Below are 17,098 nucleotides of genomic sequence, written 5' to 3'. Positions count from 1 at the left end.
TCGAACAGAGGCGCCGCACCCACCCGGGTACGGCGCCTCTGTTGTCGTTTATGTACGTTTCGGTGGTAGGAGGGTGCCTGTCAACAACCGCTCTCTGTCAATCGTGGAGCGAGTATTCGAGGTCGTAGCGGTGCAGACCGTCGACGACCTCCAGCTCGAGAGTGCCTGCGATGCCCTTCAACTCGCCGGTCCCGGACCCCGGCACGATCTCGTACAGAAGCTTCTGCGTTCCGTCGATCATCTGACCGAACTGCTGCAGGGCGAACGATCCCACAGCTTCGTCGACCTGCCCCGTGACAAACTCCAAAGCGACATAGCCCGCTGCACCGGCTGTCGGATCGCCCGCGGACAGCATCAGTCCGGACGACGTGCCTTCGACGCCGCCGATGAACGTCTTGTCGAACTCGAAGCGTCCGACGCGTCCGGAGAGCTCAGGATCGGCGGGGCGAAGATCGATCTCGAAGGTGCCGCGTGCATGGGATGTCATGGTCCGAGTATCTCACCAGGCGACAACGCCTCGAGGGGACTCCCGAGAACGTGCAACACTCGGTAGATGATTCTCGAACATGCCGTCCTACAGGTCGATCCGTCGCAGTCAGCGCGTTTCGAGGCCGCATTCGACGTGGCCCGAACCATCATCTCCGAGGTTCCCGGATTCATCAGGCTGCGGCTCTCGCACTGCCTGGAATCGCCGGAGCGATATCTCCTGCTGGTCGAGTGGGAAGACGTGGAGTCACACACCATCGGGTTCCGTAAGTCGCCAGGATACGAGAAGTGGCGAGAACTTCTCCATCACTTCTACGAGCCGTTCCCGACGGTGGAGCACTATTCGACTGTGCTCGAGGTCTAGCAAAGCGTAGTGCCTGCTGTTGTCGGCGCTCAGACGACGAACCGGGGGAGTGGTGCCCACTTGGAGGTTGTCCATACTGAATCGCTCAGAGAACGAGTGAGGCCCCGAACCGGAATCCGGTTCGGGGCCTCACTGGTCAACTGACGTTCTTAGTGGAGTTCTCCACTGGAACCATCGGACTTGCCGTTGGTTCGGTTCTGGTAGTCCAGAAGGATCTGAAGCTGCTCGTGCTCAGCTTCGTGATGAGCGGCTTCGAGAGCCTCGCTCTCCTCGACTGGGTCAGCGGTGATCAGGCTACCGCTACCGGGCTTGCCGGCGAGGCCGAGCTTGTTCATCTTCTTCGGGACAGCAGCACCCTGGTACTCGAGCGGGATCGGGTGTCCGTGCTCGTCGACGGGGCCGAGCGGCTGGTGGATCTCGATGTACTGGCCGTTCGGCATCCGCTTGATGATGCCGGTCTCGATGCCGTGTTCGAGGACTGCACGGTCACTGCGCTGCAGGCCGATGCAGAACCGGTACGTCACGAAGTACGCGATGGGCGGAAGGATGACCATGCCGATACGGCCGATCCACGTCATTGCGTTCAGCGAGATGTGCAGGTGGTACGCGATGATGTCGTTGATGCAGGAGATCGTGAGCACCAGGTAGAACGCGATGGACATCGCACCGATAGCGGTACGGACCGGCACGTCGCGCGGGCGCTGCAGGATGTTGTGGTGAGCGTCGTCTCCGGTGAGACGCTTCTCGATCCACGGGTACGCGATCAACAGTGCGAAGACGAGGCCCATGATCAGGGCGACGGCGAACACTGCAGGGATCGTGTACCGGTTGAACAGGTAGATCTCCCACGCCGGCCACAGTCGAGCAAGGCCGTCCGTCCACATCATGTAGATATCGGGCTGGGAACCTGCCGAGACCTGTGACGGGTTGTACGGACCGATGTTCCACACGGGGTTGATCTGGAACAGACCACCGAGCAGTGCGAGCACGCCGAAGGTCATGGCGAAGAACGCGCCACCCTTCATCGCGAAGACCGGGAGGATGCGCACGCCGACGACGTTCTGTTCCGTACGGCCGGGGCCGGGGAACTGCGTGTGCTTCTGGTACCAGACCAACGCGAGGTGGCCGGCGATCAGAGCCAGGATGATGCCCGGGAACAGCAGCACGTGAGCGACGTAGAGACGCGGGATGATGAGGTCGCCGGGGAAGTCGCCGTCGAAGATCAGCCAGTGCATCCAGGTACCGACGATCGGGATACTCATCGTGATACCACCGAAGGCGGCGCGGAGGCCGGTGCCCGAGAGCAGGTCGTCGGGGATGGTGTAACCGAAGAAGCCTTCGAACATCGCCAGGATGAGCAGCAGGCAGCCGATGACCCAGTTCGCTTCACGTGGGCGACGGAAGGCGCCGGTGAAGAAGATGCGAGCGAGGTGAACGATGATCGACGCCGCGAACATCAGTGCAGCCCAGTGGTGAATCTGGCGAACGAAGAGACCGCCGCGCACCTCGAAGGAGATGTTCAGGGTCGTCTCGTAGGCGCGAGACATCGTGACACCGCGAAGCGGCTGGTATGCGCCCTGGTAGACGACGTGTGCCATCGACGGATCGAAGAACAGCGTCAGGAACACACCGGAGATCAGCAGGATCACGAAGCTGTAGAGCGCGATCTCGCCGAGCATGAAGGACCAGTGCGTCGGGAAGACCTTGTTGATCTGCCGGCGCATGCCTGCGGCGAGGTGGTAGCGGGAGTCCATAGCCTCCGCTTGTCCAGCCGCTGCCGCGCTGATCTTGGACGGTTTGGTTGTTGTTGTGGTCACGGTCGACGCTCCCAAAATGCCGGGCCGAGTGCTTCGATGAAGTCACCGTCGGCGACCAGGAAGCCCTCTTCGTTCACTGTAATAGGCAACTGCGGAAGTGCGCGAGCAGCGGGACCGAAGATCGGCTTGCCGTAGGTCAGTGCGTCGAACTGCGACTGGTGGCAGGGGCACAGAATACGGTTGCTCTGCTGTTCGTAGAGCGAGGTGGGGCAACCCAGGTGGGTGCAGATCTTCGAGTAGGCGAAGTAATCGCCGTAGTTGAAGCTTTCCTGGCCCTTACGCTTGGTGACACGCGCGGTGTCTTCCGTGCGGAGGCGGATGAGCATCACCGAGTTACGAATGCCGCGCAGTGCTGCGAGCAGAGCGTGCTCGTCGCCACGGTCGGACTCGCGGAACGGGAAGACCGTTTCCATCGAACCGGCATCGAGATCTTCCGGGCGAACGAGGACGATGTCCTCGGGACGGCCGGTGTCACGACGCAGGTAGATGGTCTCGCCCGGGTAGTTCGGGGTCCAGCCGGACACCCACAGAGGTGAGTCGTCGCCCTTGGCCCACGGGTTCTTGATGAGTCCGCCGAGGGGCATGACCATCATGACGCCGAGTGCGCCGCCGCCGAACATCAAGCTGCGCTTGATGGCCTTGCGGCGGGGGAGGGTGGACGTCTCGAGGGTATCGCCGAGCTCGGCGACGATCGTGCGACGATCGACCTCGGTGGAACCACCGTCGTGGCGGTCCTGGATCGAGACCTCTTCGGGGATGAACTTCTTCGTGAACTGAACGGCACCGATGCCGACGCCGAGAATCGCCAGACCCATGGTCAAGCCGATCAGCGGGGTGTACAGGCTGTACTTGCCGTAGTTCTCGTCACCGGCGCCTGCGTACTCCCAGGGCCAGAACAGGTAGATCGCGATGAACGCGATCGCCGAAACGCCGGCGAGGCCGAACCAGAAGGCGACGTTGCGCTCGGCGCGCTTTTCCGCCCTGGTGCCCTTTACCGACCAACGATCACGGCGGTAGACGACATCGACGCCATCGAGATTGGTACCCAGCTTGACCAGGTCGTCGCGTGACATCGCGTCGAGCTCTTCATCTGTGTACTTCTTAGGCGTATCGCCGCCATGCTGGCCAGCGTCGCTCATGACCTTGCTCCGATCCACAATGCTGCACCGACGACAGCGATGATTCCGACGGCCCACATGGCGAGACCCTCAGAGGCCGGACCGAGGCCACCGAGCCCGTACCCACCGGGGTCCTTCGACTCGCCCGACGACTTGACGTAGGCGATGATGTCCTTCTTCTCCTCGATCGTCAGCTGACGATCCGAGAACTTCGGCATGTTCTGGGGACCGGTAACCATGGCAGCGTAGATCTGCTGCTCGCTGGCCGGATCCAGGACCGGGGCGTACTTGCCCGAGGACAGTGCGCCACCGCGGCCGGTGAAGTTGTGGCACGACGCGCAGTTGAGCCGGAAGAGCTCACTGCCGCGTCCGACGTCGCCACCGCGCAGCGAGGACTGGGCGATTTCGCCGTTCTCGTCGCGGATGAGCGTCGGGCCGCCGCCGTTGGCCTGGATGAAAGCGCCGAGGGCGTCGGTCTGCGCAGCATCGAACTTGGGGTCCTTGCGTGCAGCCTGGGCCTCGTTGCGAGCTGCCGGCATACGACCAGAGGAGACCTGGAAGTACACGGCTGCTTCGCCGACGCCGATGAGGCTGGGACCGCGGTCCTGCACGCCCTGCAAGTTCGCGCCGTGGCACGTGATGCATGACGTGTCGTACAGCTGCTTGCCTTCACGAATCAGGGCTGCTGAATCGTCACTGGCGGTCGCAACCTGCGGAGCTGGTGTCAACGCCGAAGCGAGGAAACCTGCGCTGATCAATCCCATCATCAATACGAGCGCGCCAGTGACGCGCCGGCGGATTTTCCGCTGGCGACGCGACTTCGCGGCATTCGCTGAGTTATCGGATGCGGGAGGGGGGGATGAACTCATCTGTATCCCTTTGGTATGTCGGGACGGAACTGGACGTCAGGGGCTGCCTGGGGCGTACAGCTGATTAACGGATGAAATAAATCGTGGCAAACAGCGCGATCCACACGATGTCGACAAAGTGCCAGTAGTACGAAACAACGATCGCGGCGGTGGCCTGGGCGGGCGTGAACTTGCTGACCCGGGTACGTGCGATCAAGAAGACGAAGGCGATGAGACCGCCGATGACGTGCAGACCGTGGAAGCCGGTGGTCATGTAGAACACCGAGCCGTACACGCTGCTCGAAATCGTGGTGCCCTCGTGCACGAGGTGGTAGTACTCGTAACCCTGGCCGGCGACGAAGAACGCCCCCATGACCAAGGTGATGGTGTACCAGCGACGAAGTCCGAAGACGTCGCCACGCTCAGCCGCGAAGACACCCATCTGGCAGGTGAACGAAGATGCGATAAGCACCAAGGTCACCGGCACGGCCAGATAAAGGTTCAATTCGGTTGGCTCCGGCGGCCAATTTCCGTTCGCCTGAGCTCGTGCCACGAAGTACATGGCAAAGAGCCCTGCGAAGAACATGAGCTCACTTGACAACCACACGATGGTGCCAACGCTGACCATATTCGGCCGGTTCAGCGAGTGCACGCGTTGGGTGATTGCCGATCCTGAAGTCCCTACTGCGCTCGTCACAGACAGAAGTATGACGCTTCGTCGTAAGAGACGACCACTCGGGTCCACCATCGGCGCGTCGCTCGGCTCGAGTTCGCGGGATCGGGCGGCGAACGCGCTGGTGGCGTGGTCGGAATATGCTGGCGCGATGGCAGCTACACACAAGAGTAGACCGTGGTTCCTGAGAATTTTCGGCACGAAGATTCCGACACCGCTCGATGCAGGGCGGTCGGATCTGGTCGTCGTTGCCGAAGGCTTCGACGACGCCGAGGCGAGCTCGACGGCTCTCGAACGTGCCGCCTCCACCGAGCCGGAGTTCAGGGCGGAGTCCGAAGTGGTTCTGCGGCATCATCTCGACCTCCCGGAGGGCTCGGTAGCCGATGCCGAGAGCATCGTCGCCCAGGACGGATATGTGCGAGGCGTGGGTCGGCCCGAGGACGTGACTCCGGTGGTCGAGAATTCGGTTCGCGTCGTCTTCGAGCGTGTCCAGGTGCTTGACGCCCTGCATTGCTCCCAGGAGCGGTCACGAATGGCTGGTCTGGCGCAGCGACTCGGTGGTTCGGTCGCCGGGTGGGACGCGCTCCAGCCCCCGATACTTGCGGAGGCGCCGCCCAAACGCGGTCGCAGAAAGTCCTGAGCGGCCCTATTCGGTTTCCTCGTTACCTCACTGACTAGGCTGCGAGGGTCATCGGCAGCACAAAATGGCAGCGCGAAACGACAGCTCGAAACGACAGCTCGAAATCCAGCCCACTTGAACGACAGGGGACCAAGGCACTATGGCCGGCACCGACGCATCCAACGCCGTGAACGTCGATTCGAGTGCAGTGGTGCGGTCCTGGCCGATGATTCTCGGTTTGCTCACGGACGGCAGTGACTTGTCGGAAGCCGACAGTCGCTGGGCTATGGGCGAGATCATGTCGGACAACGCCACCTCCGCTCAGATCGCTGCTTTCGGGGTCGGTCTGAAGATGAAGGGAGAAACCCCCGCGGAGTTGGAAGGGCTCGCCGCCGCGATGCTCGAACACTCCAGGCGCGTGCCGGTCGATTCCGACGTCGTCGACATCGTCGGCACGGGTGGTGACCGCTCCAACACGGTGAACATCTCGACGATGGCCTCGATCGTGGTTGCCGCGTCCGGTGTGCGAGTTGTCAAGCACGGCAACCGCGCTGCTTCGTCCAAGAGCGGTGGCGCCGACGTGCTCGAGGCGCTCGGCGTTCGCATCAACCTCGGGCCGGAGCAGGTTGCGAGGTGCGTCGAAGAGGTCGGCATCGGCTTTTGTTTCGCGCCGGTCTTCCATCCCGCACTGCGCTTTGCGGCGGTGCCTCGCAAGGAAATCGGCATTCCGACGGCATTCAACGTGCTCGGTCCACTGACCAATCCGGCTCGTCCGCGTGCCGGGCTGATCGGGTGCGCATTTCCGAAACTGATCTCGGTCGTCGCGGGAGTCCTTGCGCAGCGCGGCAATTCGGCGTTGGTGGTACGGGGAGACGACGGACTGGACGAACTGACCACATCGACGACGTCGACGGTTCACATCGTCGGCGGTGGAAGTGTGCGAACTGTCACGCTGGATCCGCGTGACCTCGGAATCGACCGCGTTCCTCTCGAAGAGTTGCGTGGAGGCGACGCCGAAATCAACGCCACCGTCGCCAGAACGCTGCTTTCCGGGCAGAAGGGGCCGGTCCGGGACGCGGTCCTGCTGAACGCGGGAGCAGCCATCGCGGCATTCAACGGTGTCGGCGACGATCTCGAGAGTGCGATCTCTGCCGGGATGACTGCAGCCGCTGCCGCGATCGACAGCGGCGCGGGCGCTGAACTGCTTCACAAGTGGGCGGCGCTCACCGCCGAGCTGGCCGACCAAGCCTGATCGAGGGGCTATTCACCCAGCGAGAAACCGGCCTCGACGTCTGCGCTGGAGAATGACTGGAACGCAATGTGTGTGGCGGTTCGGAGAACGCCGGGCACCTTGTTGATTCCTCCGGTGACCACGTCGGCGATCTGGGCGTGGTCACGCACTTTCACGATGGCGATCAAATCGACGTCACCTGCGCACGAGTAGACCTCGGTCACTCCGGACAGGTCGGCGACGGCCTGCGCGGTTTCCGGGATCCGAGCGGACTCGGCGTGAATCATGACGATGGCGTTGATCATTTCTCTCCTCGATTTCCCTGCGGGTTGTGATGACCCGGTGGTTTCGATCGAGCTTAGGGGTGCCGCCCCGCCGTTACGTCATCGATGTTCGGATTCGGTTCCGGCTCGGGCGAGTCGGCACCAGGCTTCCCACTTGCCGGCGCCGCTCACAGGTTCGACGTATCCGGATGTCGCCGACACGATTCGGACACCGTCCGACGAGAGCCACCTTGCGATCAGTCCCAGTTCTTCGGGTGACGCGCCGCGGAACGGGGCGTCGTCCGGTAGGACGGTTTCGGCCGCCGCGGTGATGGCGTCGACGACGGGCATCGGGTGAGTCCCACGTCTGGCGAGCCCGGCGGACGCGAGACGCCCGGACCGGATCACCGACAGCTCCCAGCCGCCGTCTCCGGTGGGGCGGGCGAGAACGAGTTGTTCGATCGCCGCGACTGCAGCGAGTCGCTGAGTGCGCCGCACTGCGGTGGCGACTGCGACCGTTCGGTCACGCAGACGAGCAGCATTCTCGAACAACGCGTGTGCGGACAGCTCGTCGATCCGGGCCTGCATCTGTTGGAGGGGAGCGTCGTTGGTTCCTCGGAAGAATCCACGCACGGCCTCAGGGGCGGCCGCGTAGTCCTCTGCGTTGATTTCCGGGGTCCAGGAGGCTGGACACGCCCCCAGTTCGCGAGCGGGGCAGTCAGGGCCGTGAACGGCGCCGCGTCCGAGACGCTTGGTACACGTGCGCAGACGACTGAACTCTGCGACGGTGTCGGCGACGTCGACTGCGTCGCCGCGAGAGGTGAACGGGCCGATCGAATCGGCCGTGGGCGTGCGAACCACGGACAGTCTCGGAAACGCCTCGTCGGTGAGGGTGATCCACCAACCTCGCTTGGGAAACTTGGAGCGACGGTTGTACGGCGGCGCATGCGCGCTCAGCAGTCGTAGTTCACGCACCCCGGCCTCGAGAGCGTGCGCGCACTCGACATGGTCCACACGGGTGGCCAGCGCGACCATTTCCTTCATCCGGCCGCGGGTCTCCGAACCGGTGAAGTAGTTGCGGACGCGGCGTCGAAGGTCGGTAGCAGTTCCTATGTAGAGGGCTTCGTCGGAAGGACCGCGGAAAAGGTAGACACCGGGGCTTCGCGGCAGGTTTGCGGCGAAGGACCGTTTGGCCCGTTGATGCGAGGAAATGTTGGGCAGGTAGTCGACTAGTTCGCTGTAACTGTGGACACCCTGGTTTCCGACCCTGTCGATCAGTCCGTGGAGGACGTCGACGGTCGCACGCGCGTCGTCGAGAGCCCGGTGCGTCGGCTGGGTGGTCACTTGGAAGAGATGGGCGAGTGCGGAGAGCTTCACCGAAGGTGCTTCGTCGCGTGTGAGTACGCGCCGGGCGAGTTTGACGGTGCACAGGACACGGAACGCAGGCCACGGGCGCGCGCTGCGTGACGCCGCTGCTTTGAGGAAACCGATGTCGAACGGCGCGTTGTGTGCCACCAGCACCGCGCCCTCGGCGAACTCGAGAAATGCAGGCAGGACACGTTCGATGGGAGGTGCGCCGATCAGCATGGCCGTGGTGATTCCGGTCAGTTCGACTATGTAGGGCGGAATCGACCGGCCGGGGTCGACGAGTGTTGCCATTTCGCCCAGTACCTCGCCGCCGCGGATCTTGACGGCGCCGATCTCGGTGATGGAGTCCTGGTCGGCGCTGCCCCCTGTGGTCTCGAGGTCGACGACGACAAATGTTGTCTCGCTCAGCGGTGTGTCCAGTTCGTCGAAGCTCAGTTGCCGCCCGACGTCGAACTTCTCCCCGTCGGAGAACGGGGGCGGAGACGGAAATTCTCGGGCCGAGGCGGGACTCACACCGCAGACAGTAGAAGTACCCCCCGACACGAATTCGAGAGTGCAGACACGGAATCCGACCCGCACGGACTTCCGTTGCGAAATCGGTCGATGAACGCCCGACAAAAGTAGGAGAGACGAGGATCACACTTGCGGTGGGAACTCGCGAATGTGGACGCGCGCCTACTTGTGAGTAGGGCGAGTCGAGGGGGTCTTCGGTGCGTCTGTCGACGGCTGAAACCGCGTCCGTGACCGGAACAAGTTCTAGTTTCAAGTAATCATCGTTGAACTGCATGGAAGATCGGATTGTCGGGTTTGGTGAGCCTTGGCAGTGGGTAGCGGGCGCGGGTTTGACGGCCTGGAGTGGGTCGCCGAACCGACCTGTTGTTATCTCCCCGTGACCCGCCGGGCGTATCGCGGGCGCGGCACCACGATTTCCGGCGAATCGGGCGCGATTGTCACGAAGCGGTCGACATCGTCGCGATCATTTCGTAACCTTCCTGAGACCTAACGAAGTCTTGCCGGACCAAACAGGACCGGCATCGTCAGGAACCGCCTAATCGGGATCTCCGCGAGGAACCCGAACCGGGAACCCAAGTTTCCACTGGGGTGAATCCCGCCTGGGGTGCAGCACGCAGGATCGCTGCAGACCACGCGGGTAGGGCTGATCTTCCCAGCCCGAACCCGTCAGCTAACTCGGTCGGCGGATGAATGGAAGAAATGGAGCAACCCTTAAGTGGCGTCACAGAGTTTCAAGCGTTCAGCGCAGTTGGCAGTAGCCGGCGCGCTCGCAGTCGGAGCATTCGCTGCAACCGCTGCACCTGCCTCGGCAGACCCCATCACCATCCCCGGCGTCGGCACGTTCGAGGTTCCGGGCGTTTCTATTCCTCAGTTGCCGGTCATTCCGGGCATCACCGACATCGCACCGGCTGCACCGGCCGCTCCCATCTCCAGTGTTGGTGAGCAGGCAGTTCGCGCCGCAGAGAGCAAGCTGGGCTCCCCGTACGTGTACGGCGCAGCCGGCCCGGACGCATTCGACTGCTCCGGTCTCGTTCAGTGGGCATACAAGCAGGCCGGTCTCAACCTGCCTCGCACGAGCTACGACCAGGCTGCAGCCGGCGTTGCCGTCGCACAGTCCGATCTTCAGGTCGGCGACGTGATCTCCTTCTACGGCGGATCGCATTCGGGCATCTACGCCGGTAACGGCAATGTCATCCACGCGTCGACCGCTGGTCAGCCCGTGAAGCTCGCTCCGGTGTCCTCGATGCCGTACGACGGCGCTCGCCGTTACTGATTTCTGAACACGCTCGACGGCTGTCTCCGGTAGGCAGTCGGAACGATCCGCCGCTGTGATGCGGCGGAGCTCGGGGGAGCTCCGGATCTTCGAATGTGGGCCTCGAATCTTCGATTCGGGGCCCACATTTTCGTTTCGCGACAATTCGCCCGGTACTTCACCCCGACACGCCTACCGGCGAGTAGACACAAACGTATGCCGTTCCGTAACCTTATCGAGACATTGCGCGGCCGAGACAGGTACTGTGGATAGTTGACAGCCAGCTAACAGATCGTCGACCGGCCCCGGTCGGCGTCGCTTCACCGAGACGGAGAGTTGCATTCCGTGGTTTCATCGAAAAACAACAGTCGAGTACGGGCCGCATTGACAGTGGGAGTGCTGGCGTTCGGACTCGTTGCAGGGCCTTCGATGCAGGCCGGTGCCGACCCCGTCATCACCAACCCCACCGAGGCGCTCGACAAGCTCGGTGAACTCTCCCGGGTTTCCGAGCAGACCAACGAAGCGCTGCACAACGCGCAGATCGACCTCGACGCGAAGCTGGCAGTCGCGAATGATGCGGACGTGCGATCGGCAGCCGATCAGGGTCTTCTCGACGCGGCTTCGGCGCGCGTCGCCGAGTTCGCTCCGGCGGTAAACCGTATTGCCACAGCGAATTACCAGGGTGCGCGAACCAATCGCCTCTTTGCGTTGATGGTGAGCGACTCGCCGCAGCAGTTGCTCGACCAGATGTCTGCGCTCGACGTGATTTCCAACGACGCGGCAGTACAGGTCTCTCAGTTCAACCAAGCCACTGCCGATGCGCGTGCCGCCTCGGAAGCATCGAAGCGATCGGCCGAAGAAGCGCGAACCGCCGCCGATCAAGCCCGCGCACTCAGTGACGATTTGCAGCGCAAGCAGAGTGAACTGCAGACGCAGATCGCCGACGTGACCAAAGCCTTCCAGAATCTCACCGACGACGAACGTGACCAACTGAGCGGTACGCCTTTCCCGCCGGATGTCGATCTCAGCAAAATTCTGGCTAACTTGACCCCTGGCTCGGGTGCTGCTGCTCTGCAGGCAGGCCTCACGCGGATCGGTGACCCGTACGTCTGGGGCGCGACCGGCCCGAACGAGTTCGACTGCTCAGGTCTGGTGGTGTGGGCCTACAAGCAGATCGGAAAGACTCTGCCGCGATCGAGCCAAGCGCAGGCGCAGGGCGGTGTACCGGTGTCGAGGGACCAACTACAGCCCGGCGACGTCGTGACGTTCTACAGCGACAACTCGCATGTCGGCATCTACGCCGGCGACGGAAACATTCTGCATGCGTCGACGTTCGGCGTACCGGTGAAGGTCCAGTCGATGGCAGGCATGGAGTTCTCCACTGCGCGTCGTTACTGACGGCTTGCTGCGCCTGAGTGGCGTGTGGCCAGCCGCCGTGAAGCGTCGAGTCGAGTTCTCCTACACTCGGCACCGTGCCGACTGAACCGATGACGACGCCCGACGTCGGCGCAGATCGACCACGCCGTTGGGAGTATCCGGCCCTCGTGGCGCTCGGTGTAGCCGTGGTGCTCGTTCTGGGCCTGACGATCTTCCTGACGAACAGGTCCGATTCCGACGAAAACGCCGCCGCCGAACAGGACGCGGAACGCAGCGCTCAAGTCCAGAGCTTTCTCGATGCATGGGCCGCGGCTCAGATGTCCGACGATCCGTCGGGGCTGGCGAAGTTCGTCGACAGTTCCGCCGCACCCGGTGTGCTCGAGGCGGAAGTTCGACGAGCCACTGCAGCGGGAGCGCTCGAATTCTCCGACTGGGGATACGAGATTCCCAGCGGCGGCCTGACTCCGGCGCCGCGAACCGGTGCGCCGGGCGGAGACGTCGAAGTATGGAATGCGCAAGTTCTGTTGCGGTACGCCCTCGACGGCGTCGACGCATTGCCCACGCGCAAGGCAGTGTCCATGACACTCGCGAAACGCGGCGATCAGTGGTCGGTTCTTGCGGACGGGTCGATCGTCGGACTGGACGGCGCCCGAACGGCGGGCGAATCCTGGAATGGCCCCTGGGACTTCGGCCCGCTTGCCGTCGCCGAGAATTCTGCGGGTAACGCGCTGGTGATCGGCCACCCGGGTCAGCAGGCGTTCGTCGACGCTTTGGCTGCCGATGTGGACTCAGCCATCGAGAACACGACGCAGTTGTGGGGGCCGTGGTGGTCCGAGCGCGCGGTGCTCATGGTGGCGGGGTCCGCTGAGGAATTCACCGCACTGGTCGGCTCCCATCACGACGGCGCTTCGATTGCCGCAGTGTCGGTCGCGGATGCGACGGCGGACGGGTCTTCCGACGTGAGCGGCCAGCGGGTGGTCTTCTCGCCTGCCGCGGCTTCGAGGTTGACCGACATCACCAGGCGAACGGTGTTGCGCCACGAACTGATGCACATAGCCGCCCGATCGAAAACCCGTGACGGGTCGCCGATGTGGGTATTGGAAGGGTTTGCCGAATACGCGGGAAACCGTGGATCCTCGCGGGCCTGGGGTGAGATCGCGCCGACTCTGGCAGCAGCGGTACGCTCCGGCGATACTCCGACCGAGTTTCCGGACGACACGCAGTTCAGCGGTGTACCGGTCGTGAGTTCACTGGCGTACGAATCGGCGTGGTCGATCAACGCGTATATCGCCGATCGATTCGGAGAAGCAAAGCTGACCGACCTCTTTCGCGCTCTCGCCTCCGGAAAGATGACGGCCGAAGACCTCGATTCGCGGATCCGAGCGGTCGTTGGCGTCGGAACCGAGGAACTGCGAGCCGGATGGGTCGACTGGACCAACAGCCATCTGGGCTGAGCGGTTCGCGGCTGGGTCGATTGCAGCGGCGAGGTGCCCTTCGCACGTTTGAAGCACCGAGTGCCCTACGGTGGACGGATGCGCCGGACCCTCTTGGTGACCAACGATTTTCCTCCTCGCCCCGGAGGTATCCAGTCCTATCTCCACACGTTCGCCGGGCATCTGCCGCCGGACAAGTTGGTGGTGTACGCACCGCGGTGGCGGGGCGACTCGCACAAGAAGTTCGATGCGGCACAGCCTTTCGAGGTCGTTCGGCACCCGACGACGCTGATGCTGCCGTCGCCTTTTGTCGCTCGTCGAGCCGCGAAGTTGGTCAAGAAGCACGACTGCGAGTCGGTCTGGTTCGGTGCGGCAGCACCGTTGGCGTTGTTGGCACCGGTTGTTCGACGCGCCGGAGCGAGCCGAGTGATCGCGAGTACTCACGGCCACGAGGTCGGATGGTCGATGATTCCCGGTGCGCGGCAGTCGTTGCGTGTGATCGGTGACCACACCGATGCGGTGACGTTCGTCAGCAAATACACCCGTGGGCGGTTCTCGGCGGCCTTCGGCCCGCAAGCGGCGCTCGAGCACCTTCCTTCCGGAGTGGACACGTCAGTGTTCCACCCGGACTCGGTCGCCCGCGCGGAACTGCGTAAGCGATACGGGCTGGGCGAGCGGCCCACGATCCTGTGCCTGTCGCGGCTCGTGCCACGCAAGGGGCAGGACATGCTCATCAAGGCGCTGCCGACCGTACGCAAGAGCATTGACGGGGCGGTACTGGTGATCGTCGGAGGTGGGCCGTACGAGGACCATCTCCGCCAATTGGCGCGTAAGACCGGGATGGACGATCACGTCGTCTTCACGGGCACGGTGCCCGCCGCAGAGTTGGCGGCGCACCACACGATCGCCGACGTGTTCGCCATGCCGTGCCGTACCCGAGGCGCCGGATTGGACGTCGAAGGACTGGGAATCGTCTACCTCGAGGCCTCGGCTACCGGTGTGCCGGTCATCGCCGGGCGCAGTGGTGGCGCTCCGGAAACGGTGCAGCAGAACAAGACCGGGCTCGTGGTCGACGGCACCTCTGTTCGCGACGTCGCCGAATCCGTGATCGAGGTGCTGTCCGATCGTGATCGCGCGGCCGCGATGGGAGCAGCCGGCCGGGCATGGGTTGCCGAAGACTGGAAGTGGGACACGCTCGCTTCCAAACTGCGTAATCTCCTCGGCTGAGCTACCGGGACTCGAACGCGAACGGCCCGCACCGAATTCGGTGCGGGCCGTTCATGTCGGCACGTTCGTGTCGGCAGAGGACTGATCGGCGAAAGACTACTTGGCGTAGATCTTTTCGATGTCGGCGGCAAAGCTCTCGTGCACGACGTTGCGCTTGAGCTTCATCGTGGGCGTGAGTTCGCCTGTGTCCTCGGAGAAGTCGACCGGAAGAATGCGGAACTTCTTGATCGCCTCGGCGTGTGAGACGAGCTTGTTGGCCTCGTCGATGGCGTCCTGGATTTCGCCGACCAGTTCGCCGTCCGAAACCAGGTCGGCCGCTGTGGTTCCTGCGGCCTTGTTGTTGCGCTCGTTCCAGGCGGGGAGAGCTTCGGCGTCGATGGTGATGAGGGCGCCGATGAAAGGCTTCTGGTCGCCGACCACGATGGCCTGGCTGATCAGCGGGTGCGCGCGAAGGGAATCCTCGAGCTGAGCGGGGGAGACGTTCTTGCCGCCTGCCGTGACGATGATTTCCTTCTTGCGGCCGGTGATGGTGATGTAGCCGTCCTTGTCGACGGTGCCGAGGTCGCCGGTGTGGAACCAGCCGTTCTCGATCGACTCGGCGGTCGCCTTCTCGTTGCGCCAGTAGCCGGTGAAGACCACCGGTCCCGAGAGGAGGATTTCGCCGTCTTCTGCGATACGAACGGAGTTGCCGGCCAACGGCTTTCCGACAGAACCGACCTTCTGTGCGCCGATGGTGTTGACGGCGAACGCTGCGGTGGTCTCGGTCAGTCCGTAGCCCTCGTAGATCGTGACACCGATACCGCGGAAGAAGTGGCCGAGTCGAGCGCCCAGAGGTGCACCACCGGAAATGGCCAGCTGGCACTGCCCGCCGAGCGCTGCGCGCAGCTTCGAGTACACGAGCTTGTCGAAGAGAGCGTGCTTGGCCTTGAGAACGATGCCGGCGCCGCCCTTGTCCTGCGCCTCGCTCCACGCGACGGCGGTGTCTGCGGCCGCGTCGAAGATCTTTCCCTTGCCGTCGCCGTGCGCCTTGGCGCGTGCGCTGTTGTAGACCTTCTCGAACACGCGCGGCACCGAGAGGATGAAGTCGGGCTTGAACTCGCCGAACGTCGGAACGAGGTTCGGGATGTCGCTCGTGTGCCCCAGCGCTGCACCGGCATCGAACGACGCGATGCTGACTGCGCGAGCGAGAACGTGCGCGAGCGGCAAGAACATCAGAGTGCGAACGCCAGGAGTCTTGAGCAGCGTGCCGAGGTTGGAGTCGAGGATGCCCTTCGACTCGGCAATCAGGTTGGAGTGCGTCAGCTGGCAGCCCTTGGGTCGGCCCGTGGTGCCCGACGTGTAGATCAGGGTCGCGGGATCGGATGCCTTCAGTGCAGCGACGCGGGCGTGGACGTCCTCGTCGGAGATGTCGGCGCCCAGTGCGGTCAATTCCTCGACAACACCTTTACCGCCTGCCGCGGCATCGATCTGGTACACCGTGCGCAGCGCGGGGGCGGCTGCAGCGACGTCCTTCACGGTCGCGGCATGTGCGTCGTTCTCGACGATGAGGTCGATTGCTTCGGAGTCCTCGAGAATCCAGCGAACCTGCTCGGCTGCGGAGGTTTCGTAGATCGGAACCGTCACGCCGCCGGCCGCCCAGATGGCGTAGTCGACGAGCGGCCATTCGAAGCGAGTCGCCGACATGAGGCCGACGCGATCGCCCTGCTCGACTCCGATCGCGATCAGGCCCTTGGCGACGGCAGTCACCTGAGCGGCGAAATCGCCTGCAGTGACATCGACCCATGCATTTCCGACTTTGCGCTTGTAGACAACCGCCGCCGGCTTCGTCTTCGCGAAGGCGAAGACCGAGTCGACCGCGGAGGCATCCTCGGGAATGGTGAACGTCTGGGGTGCGCTGAACTCAGGCACGAAATACCTCCGACACTGCGAAATACTGACGAGTAGGGTTTTCGTCTCCTACTGTAGTCGCATGTCCGACGCAGTTGTGGCCAGGCTTACAGTCTGTCCGGTATGTAGTGTTGCGACACCCCTCGACGCTTCGCGGACGCGATATGTGAAGCTACTTCGGTGAGCAGCATTCAGGTCGCAGACCAGACTTTCATCGCCGCCCCGCCCGAGCGGGTCGCCGAACTGTTGTCCTCGCGCGCGCAGTGGCGTCGCTGGTTCAGTGATCTCGAGCTCGAAGTCCGGGAAGATCGCGGTCCCGCAGGATTCCGTTGGGGGGTGTCCGGTCAGCTGGTCGGCACCATGGAGGTGTGGCTCGAACCGGTCATGGACGGGACGATCGCGCACTACTTCCTGCATTGTGAGCCGGTCGGCGTATCGCCGTCCGATCTGGCGACCCTCGACCTCGCCGGGATGAACCGCAAGCGTCGGGTCGACGGCAAGGTCATGTCGTTCCAGCTCAAACGCGAACTCGAAGCGGGACGTGCCGCCGGAGTAGCACCGGACTGATAATCGAAGCACTGCACGTTGTGCAGGTTCTGGACTTTTGACGAAGGAAGGTAGC

At 63.4% G+C, this 17,098-nt stretch carries 16 protein-coding genes and 1 riboswitch; of the genes, 8 read left to right on the top strand and 8 right to left on the bottom strand.

The annotated features are described in order from the left end of the window. Nucleotides 1–97: 97 nt before the first annotated feature. Nucleotides 98–487 (bottom strand): DUF3224 domain-containing protein, encoded by a 390-nt coding sequence (locus tag M0639_RS16965; protein ID WP_030537047.1) that lies wholly within the window; start codon nucleotides 485–487, stop codon nucleotides 98–100. Nucleotides 488–553: 66 nt separating this feature from the next. Here M0639_RS16965 and M0639_RS16960 point away from each other — a divergent pair, with 66 nt between their 5' ends. Beyond that, nucleotides 554–850, top strand: a complete 297-nt coding sequence (locus M0639_RS16960; RefSeq protein WP_019748908.1) for an antibiotic biosynthesis monooxygenase family protein — start codon at nucleotides 554–556, stop codon at nucleotides 848–850. A gap of 149 nt (nucleotides 851–999) precedes the next feature. On the opposite strand, the gene qcrB is transcribed toward M0639_RS16960, so the two are convergent. The 4 genes from qcrB to ctaE all read right to left on the bottom strand — a co-directional run bounded on the left by qcrB (nucleotide 1,000) and on the right by ctaE (nucleotide 5,330). After that, nucleotides 1,000–2,604 (bottom strand): cytochrome bc1 complex cytochrome b subunit, encoded by a 1,605-nt coding sequence (qcrB, locus tag M0639_RS16955; RefSeq protein WP_007730057.1) that lies wholly within the window; start codon nucleotides 2,602–2,604, stop codon nucleotides 1,000–1,002. Nucleotides 2,605–2,663: 59 nt separating this feature from the next. After that, nucleotides 2,664–3,806 (bottom strand): cytochrome bc1 complex Rieske iron-sulfur subunit, encoded by a 1,143-nt coding sequence (gene qcrA / locus M0639_RS16950; RefSeq protein ID WP_007730058.1) that lies wholly within the window; start codon nucleotides 3,804–3,806, stop codon nucleotides 2,664–2,666. Then, complete coding sequence (qcrC, locus tag M0639_RS16945; RefSeq protein WP_003941682.1) at nucleotides 3,803–4,654, bottom strand: cytochrome bc1 complex diheme cytochrome c subunit; 852 nt, start codon at nucleotides 4,652–4,654, stop codon at nucleotides 3,803–3,805. The genes qcrA and qcrC overlap by 4 nt, the downstream gene beginning before the upstream one ends. A gap of 64 nt (nucleotides 4,655–4,718) precedes the next feature. Beyond that, complete coding sequence (gene ctaE, locus M0639_RS16940; protein ID WP_007730060.1) at nucleotides 4,719–5,330, bottom strand: aa3-type cytochrome oxidase subunit III; 612 nt, start codon at nucleotides 5,328–5,330, stop codon at nucleotides 4,719–4,721. A gap of 127 nt (nucleotides 5,331–5,457) precedes the next feature. Between ctaE and M0639_RS16935 the strand changes: the two genes are divergently transcribed. Together M0639_RS16935 and trpD are read left to right on the top strand one after the other, a co-directional pair. After that, entirely contained in the window at nucleotides 5,458–5,946 is a 489-nt protein-coding gene (locus M0639_RS16935; protein ID WP_030537046.1) for a hypothetical protein, read from the top strand. A gap of 139 nt (nucleotides 5,947–6,085) precedes the next feature. Further along, nucleotides 6,086–7,177, top strand: a complete 1,092-nt coding sequence (gene trpD, locus M0639_RS16930) for an anthranilate phosphoribosyltransferase (protein WP_003941751.1) — start codon at nucleotides 6,086–6,088, stop codon at nucleotides 7,175–7,177. 8 nt (nucleotides 7,178–7,185) lie between these two features. Here the strand turns inward: trpD and M0639_RS16925 are convergent, their stop codons facing one another. Next, nucleotides 7,186–7,461 carry an Lrp/AsnC family transcriptional regulator gene (locus M0639_RS16925; RefSeq protein ID WP_003941677.1) on the bottom strand — a complete coding sequence of 92 codons (276 nt, stop codon included), beginning with the start codon at nucleotides 7,459–7,461 and terminating at the stop codon, nucleotides 7,186–7,188. A 78-nt stretch (nucleotides 7,462–7,539) separates the two neighbouring features. Then, nucleotides 7,540–9,300, bottom strand: coding sequence for a DEDD exonuclease domain-containing protein (locus M0639_RS16920; protein ID WP_176741994.1), 1,761 nt, complete (start codon nucleotides 9,298–9,300; stop codon nucleotides 7,540–7,542). A 522-nt stretch (nucleotides 9,301–9,822) separates the two neighbouring features. After that, nucleotides 9,823–10,001: riboswitch (cyclic di-AMP (ydaO/yuaA leader) on the top strand. A 14-nt stretch (nucleotides 10,002–10,015) separates the two neighbouring features. Between M0639_RS16920 and M0639_RS16915 the strand changes: the two genes are divergently transcribed. The 4 genes from M0639_RS16915 to M0639_RS16900 all read left to right on the top strand — a co-directional run bounded on the left by M0639_RS16915 (nucleotide 10,016) and on the right by M0639_RS16900 (nucleotide 14,589). Beyond that, nucleotides 10,016–10,573, top strand: coding sequence for a C40 family peptidase (locus tag M0639_RS16915; RefSeq protein WP_003941754.1), 558 nt, complete (start codon nucleotides 10,016–10,018; stop codon nucleotides 10,571–10,573). A gap of 324 nt (nucleotides 10,574–10,897) precedes the next feature. Beyond that, entirely contained in the window at nucleotides 10,898–11,950 is a 1,053-nt protein-coding gene (locus M0639_RS16910; protein WP_064075444.1) for a C40 family peptidase, read from the top strand. Between the two features lie 74 nt (nucleotides 11,951–12,024). Further along, nucleotides 12,025–13,383 (top strand): peptidase MA family metallohydrolase, encoded by a 1,359-nt coding sequence (locus M0639_RS16905; RefSeq protein WP_230691661.1) that lies wholly within the window; start codon nucleotides 12,025–12,027, stop codon nucleotides 13,381–13,383. A gap of 78 nt (nucleotides 13,384–13,461) precedes the next feature. After that, nucleotides 13,462–14,589, top strand: a complete 1,128-nt coding sequence (locus tag M0639_RS16900) for a glycosyltransferase family 4 protein (protein ID WP_003941734.1) — start codon at nucleotides 13,462–13,464, stop codon at nucleotides 14,587–14,589. Nucleotides 14,590–14,685: 96 nt separating this feature from the next. Here the strand turns inward: M0639_RS16900 and M0639_RS16895 are convergent, their stop codons facing one another. Further along, nucleotides 14,686–16,497 (bottom strand): AMP-dependent synthetase/ligase, encoded by a 1,812-nt coding sequence (locus M0639_RS16895; RefSeq protein ID WP_003941777.1) that lies wholly within the window; start codon nucleotides 16,495–16,497, stop codon nucleotides 14,686–14,688. Nucleotides 16,498–16,656: 159 nt separating this feature from the next. On the opposite strand from M0639_RS16895, the gene M0639_RS16890 reads away from it, so the two are divergent. After that, a complete protein-coding gene (locus M0639_RS16890) occupies nucleotides 16,657–17,043 on the top strand; it encodes an SRPBCC family protein (RefSeq protein ID WP_003941776.1) in 387 nt (128 codons plus the stop codon). Nucleotides 17,044–17,098: the final 55 nt, after the last annotated feature.

Source organism: Rhodococcus qingshengii JCM 15477, from assembly GCF_023221595.1.
GTDB classification, from domain to species: domain Bacteria; phylum Actinomycetota; class Actinomycetes; order Mycobacteriales; family Mycobacteriaceae; genus Rhodococcus_F; species Rhodococcus_F qingshengii.
The sequence above is the reverse complement of the archived record's forward strand: the minus strand, read 5'-3'. Positions and strand labels throughout refer to the sequence as shown.

What these genes read in the sequence shown, in the direction of transcription:
- qcrC (WP_003941682.1), bottom strand. Translation starts at nt 4,654, where the DNA reads ATGAGTTCATCCCCCCCTCCCGCATCCGATAACTCAGCGAATGCCGCG.
- M0639_RS16900 (WP_003941734.1), top strand. Translation starts at nt 13,462, where the DNA reads ATGCGCCGGACCCTCTTGGTGACCAACGATTTTCCTCCTCGCCCCGGA.
- M0639_RS16925 (WP_003941677.1), bottom strand. Translation starts at nt 7,461, where the DNA reads ATGATCAACGCCATCGTCATGATTCACGCCGAGTCCGCTCGGATCCCG.
- M0639_RS16965 (WP_030537047.1), bottom strand. Translation starts at nt 487, where the DNA reads ATGACATCCCATGCACGCGGCACCTTCGAGATCGATCTTCGCCCCGCC.
- M0639_RS16935 (WP_030537046.1), top strand. Translation starts at nt 5,458, where the DNA reads ATGGCAGCTACACACAAGAGTAGACCGTGGTTCCTGAGAATTTTCGGC.
- qcrA (WP_007730058.1), bottom strand. Translation starts at nt 3,806, where the DNA reads ATGAGCGACGCTGGCCAGCATGGCGGCGATACGCCTAAGAAGTACACA.
- trpD (WP_003941751.1), top strand. Translation starts at nt 6,086, where the DNA reads ATGGCCGGCACCGACGCATCCAACGCCGTGAACGTCGATTCGAGTGCA.
- M0639_RS16960 (WP_019748908.1), top strand. Translation starts at nt 554, where the DNA reads ATGATTCTCGAACATGCCGTCCTACAGGTCGATCCGTCGCAGTCAGCG.
- qcrB (WP_007730057.1), bottom strand. Translation starts at nt 2,604, where the DNA reads ATGGACTCCCGCTACCACCTCGCCGCAGGCATGCGCCGGCAGATCAAC.